Here is a 382-nt window from a genome sequence, read left to right on the forward strand (position 1 = left end):
TGCATATTCGCGGCCTGAACACCGCGGCCACGCTCTGGTGCGCGGCCGCCGTTGGCTTGCTCGCTGGTGCCGGGCAGCTGCTGGTCGCTGCCCTGGTCAGCGCGCTGATCCTCATTGCCAATGTGCTGCTACGGCCACTGGCGGGGGTTATCAACCGCCAGCCCGAGGCGCACCGCGAAGACGATCAGCAGTATCTGATTACCGTGGTCTGCCGCGCCGAACAGGAAGCGCATATCCGCGCCCTGCTGTTACAGAGCGCCAGCGGCGGCGGATTATGCCTCTAGTTCTCTCCTATACACCCCCCCGAGCCCACGAGACGAACTGAACGATCTCTTATGCCGGCTTCTGCTTTAAAAAAAAAAAATTCTTTCTTCTATTATCT

At 59.7% G+C, this 382-nt stretch carries 1 protein-coding gene; it reads left to right on the forward strand.

Annotation, left to right across the window (positions count from 1 at the left end; genetic code table 11):
* Positions 1-284: MgtC/SapB family protein (locus ACQ4LH_RS21025; RefSeq protein ID WP_430698961.1), on the forward strand; the 284-nt coding region annotated here is incomplete at its 5' end.
* Positions 285-382 lie beyond the last annotated feature (98 nt).

The organism is Pseudomonas peli (assembly GCF_050563605.1).
In the GTDB taxonomy this organism is placed as follows: Bacteria; Pseudomonadota; Gammaproteobacteria; order Pseudomonadales; family Pseudomonadaceae; genus Aquipseudomonas; species Aquipseudomonas peli_A.